Annotated in this window: 3 protein-coding genes and 1 pseudogene; all 4 read right to left on the reverse strand. The window is 63.1% G+C overall.

The window, feature by feature from the left end:
- A partial coding sequence (locus JNN06_RS00005; protein WP_291237548.1) for an ABC transporter ATP-binding protein occupies positions 1 to 354 on the reverse strand: 354 nt, incomplete at its 3' end.
- 12 nt (positions 355 to 366) lie between these two features.
- Positions 367 to 1,986: an alpha-glucosidase gene (locus tag JNN06_RS00010; RefSeq protein ID WP_291237549.1), complete on the reverse strand. Its 1,620-nt coding sequence runs from the start codon at positions 1,984 to 1,986 to the stop codon at positions 367 to 369.
- Between the two features lie 7 nt (positions 1,987 to 1,993).
- Positions 1,994 to 3,130: a carbohydrate ABC transporter permease gene (locus JNN06_RS00015; protein WP_291237550.1), complete on the reverse strand. Its 1,137-nt coding sequence runs from the start codon at positions 3,128 to 3,130 to the stop codon at positions 1,994 to 1,996.
- A gap of 18 nt (positions 3,131 to 3,148) precedes the next feature.
- Positions 3,149 to 3,390: pseudogene (locus JNN06_RS00020) on the reverse strand (hypothetical protein); the annotation flags it as partial.

The following is a 3,390-nucleotide window of genomic DNA, read 5'->3' on the forward strand; positions in this document are numbered from 1 at the left end:
CGCGGCTTTTTCCACCGCGGCGTCAATCTCGGCCTGCGGCTTTTTCGCCAGTTTCAGCGCGAAGCTCATATTGTCGCGCACCGTCATATGCGGATAGAGCGCATAAGACTGGAACACCATCGCGATGCCCCGTTCCGAGGGCGGCACCTCGTTCATCCGCACGCCGTCGATGGTGAAATCACCGCCGGTGATTTTCTCCAGCCCCGCAATCATGCGCAGCAGCGTGGATTTGCCGCAGCCCGAGGGCCCGACAAAGACGATCAGCTCGCCCGAGGTGATGTCGAGGTTGATGTCTTTCAACACCTTCACCTCGCCATAGGCCTTTTCCACATTGGTCAGATTCAGCTTGGCCATGATGTCCCCCCTTCAAACCCGCTTGGCGAGGCAAATCTGCCAGGCATCCAGCGTCACCTTGTTACCGTTCAGCGGCAGGCTTCCCAGCTCTGCCCCGATCTGCTGCCAGCTCCCCTCTGGCAGCGTGATCTCTTGCGCCCCGTCCCCGAGGTTGAAGGCGCAAAAGATCGTCTCCTCGCCCGCGCGCAGGAACCGGGCCACGGAGCCTTCGGCGCGGATGTCGTTCATGGCGCCCGTGCGCAGCACCGGATGGGCGCGGCGGAAGGCGAGCGCGCGGCGGTAATGCGCCAGCATCGAGGCCTCGTCGGCACCCTGCCCCGCGACCGAGCGCGCCAGATGCGGCGCCGTCACCGGCAGCCAGCTTTTGCTGGCGGTGGTGAAGCCGCCCTGCCCATTGCCGCCTTCCCAGACCATCGGCGTGCGCGCGCCGTCACGGCCCTTGAATTCGGGCCAGAATTCAATGCCATAGGGGTCTTGCAGCTCCTCAAAGGCCACCTCGGCCTCGGGCAGGCCCAGCTCCTCGCCCTGATAGAGGCAGAGCGAGCCGCGCAGGCAGACCAGCATCGACATATAGGTTTTCGCGCCCTCATCCGTCAGGTTCCAGCGCGTGATATGACGCATGGTGTCGTGGTTGGAATAGCTCCAGCACGGCCAGGCATCCGGCGCGGCGGCCTCCATGCGGGCGAAGGTTTCCTCCACCCCGGCGGCGGTCAGGCGTTTGGGTTGCAGCATCTCGAACGGGTAGCACATCTGCACCTTGTCGCCGCCCGAGGTATATTCGGCCATGATCTCCAGCCCGCGCTGCGCATCGCCCACCTCGCCCACGGCAGCGGCGCCATAGGGTTCCAGCTCGGCCCGGAAGCGGCGCAGGAAGGCCAGGTTCTCGGGCTGGTTCTTGTCGAACAGATGCAGCTGGTGGTTATAGGGGTTCACCGAGGGCGCGATCGTGTCATTGCGCAGCTCTGGCGGCAGGGCCGGATTGTCACGCAGGTATTTGTCGGCAAAGTAGAAATTGATGGTATCCAGCCGGAAGCCATCGACGCCGCGCTTCAGCCAGAACCGCTCCACCTCCAGCAGGGCCTCCTGCACATCGGGGTTGTGCAGGTTCAGATCGGGCTGAGAGGTGAGGAAGTTGTGCAGGTAATATTGCCGCCGCCGCCCGTCCCAGGCCCAGGCCGAGCCGCCGAAGATCGACAGCCAGTTGTTGGGCGCCGTGCCATCGGGTTTCGGATCGGCCCAGACATACCAATCCGCCTTCGGATTGGTTCTGTCGGCCCGGCTTTCCCGGAACCAGGGGTGAACGTCGGAGGTATGCGACAGCACGAGGTCGATCATCACCCGCAGGCCCAGATCATGCGCCCGCGTCACCAGCGCATCGAAATCCGCCAAGGTGCCGAACATCGGGTCGACGTCGCAATAATCGCTGACATCATAGCCGAAATCCTTCATCGGCGAGGTGAAGAACGGGCTGATCCAGATCGCATCGGCGCCGAGGCGCGCGATGTGATCCAGCCGCGAGGTGATGCCGGGCAGATCGCCCACCCCGTCGCCATTGCTGTCCTGAAAGCTGCGCGGGTAGATCTGATAGATCGTGGCCCCGCGCCACCAGTCCGGGTCTTTGTGCAGTGTCATTTCCGTCTCACTTCACCGAGCCGGCCAGCAGGCCGCGCACGAGGTATTTCTGCATTGCGAAGAACACGATCAGCGGCACCGCGATCGAGATGAAGGCCGAGGCCGACAGGATCTCCCAATCGCCGCCGCGCGACCCCATGAGGTTCAAGAGCGTGCCGGTCAGCACCATTTCATTGTCGGTGGTGCCGAGGAAAACCATGGCGACCAGCAGGTCGTTCCAGGTCCAGAGGAACTGGAAGATCGCAAAAGAGGCCAGCGCCGGGAAGGAGAGCGGCAGGATGATCTTGGTGAAGATCTGGAAATCCGTGGCGCCATCGACCTTGGCATTCTCGATGATGTCGCGCGGCAGGCCCGCCATATAGTTGCGCAACAGGTAAATCGCCAGCGGCAGGCCAAAGCCGGTATGGGCGAGCCAGACCCCCAGATAACCCTTGCCGATGCCGATGCTGTTATGGAATTGCAACAGCGGGATCAGCGCCAGTTGCAGCGGCACCACCAGCAGGCCCACCACGGCGGCAACCAGCAGCGCCCGGCCCGGAAACTCCATCCAGGCCAGCGCATAGGCGGCGAAGGCGGCGATCAGGATCGGGATGATTGTTGCCGGAATGGAAACGGTGAGCGTATTCAAAAAGGCCTTGCCGACGCTTTGCCCCGGCGCGGGCTTGAACAGCACGGTGTCATAGTTGTTCAGGGTGAATTCCGGCGGGGTCGCGGCGCTGACAAAGACGCGCGGCATGCGCAGATCGGCCATGCTTTGCGTGGAGCTGAGCGTGAAGGCCCCGGTCTCGGTCACCGTGATCGCCTCGCCCGAGGGCAGCGCGCCGGTTTCGCCCGCCGCATAGGCCTCGGGGTCTTTGGAATTGATGCCCCAGCGGCTGACCTTGGCGGCCGTATCCAGAAGCTGCCCTTCGATGACGAAAACGCCATCCTTCTGAACTTCCTCGCCTTTCAGGCGGATGGCGGGCAGTTGTGCCTCCTGCGTGGACAGCGCCTGCCACCATCCGGAGCCCGCGATCTGGTCACCGGTGCGGAAGGACGAGACCAGAAGGCCCAGCGTCGGAAAGACCCAAAGCGCCACCAGCAGCACCGCCGAGATGTGAACGGCCCAGGTCAAAGCGGGTTTGGAACCGGCAATGTTATCCATGTGTAACCTCCCCGCGCCTCAGCGCATTTCCTTGCGCGCGTTATGGACGTTCCAGACCAGAATGGGGGTCACCAGCAACATGATGACCATGGCCGCCGCCGAACCCACGCCCCAGTCCGAGGCGGTGAACAGCTTGTCGAACATGTAATTGGCCAGAACCTGGCTTTCCCACTGGCCATTGGTCATGGCGCGCACGATGTCGAAGACCTTCAGAACGACGATGGTGATGGTGGTCCAGACCACGACAATCGTGCCCATGA

Source organism: Gemmobacter sp., from assembly GCF_016792925.1.
Lineage (GTDB): Bacteria > Pseudomonadota > Alphaproteobacteria > Rhodobacterales > Rhodobacteraceae > Gemmobacter.

Excerpts from the sequence above, each read along its gene's own strand:
- JNN06_RS00010 (WP_291237549.1), bottom strand. The coding sequence starts at position 1,986 with ATGACACTGCACAAAGACCCGGACTGGTGGCGCGGGGCCACGATCTAT.
- JNN06_RS00015 (WP_291237550.1), bottom strand. The coding sequence starts at position 3,130 with ATGGATAACATTGCCGGTTCCAAACCCGCTTTGACCTGGGCCGTTCAC.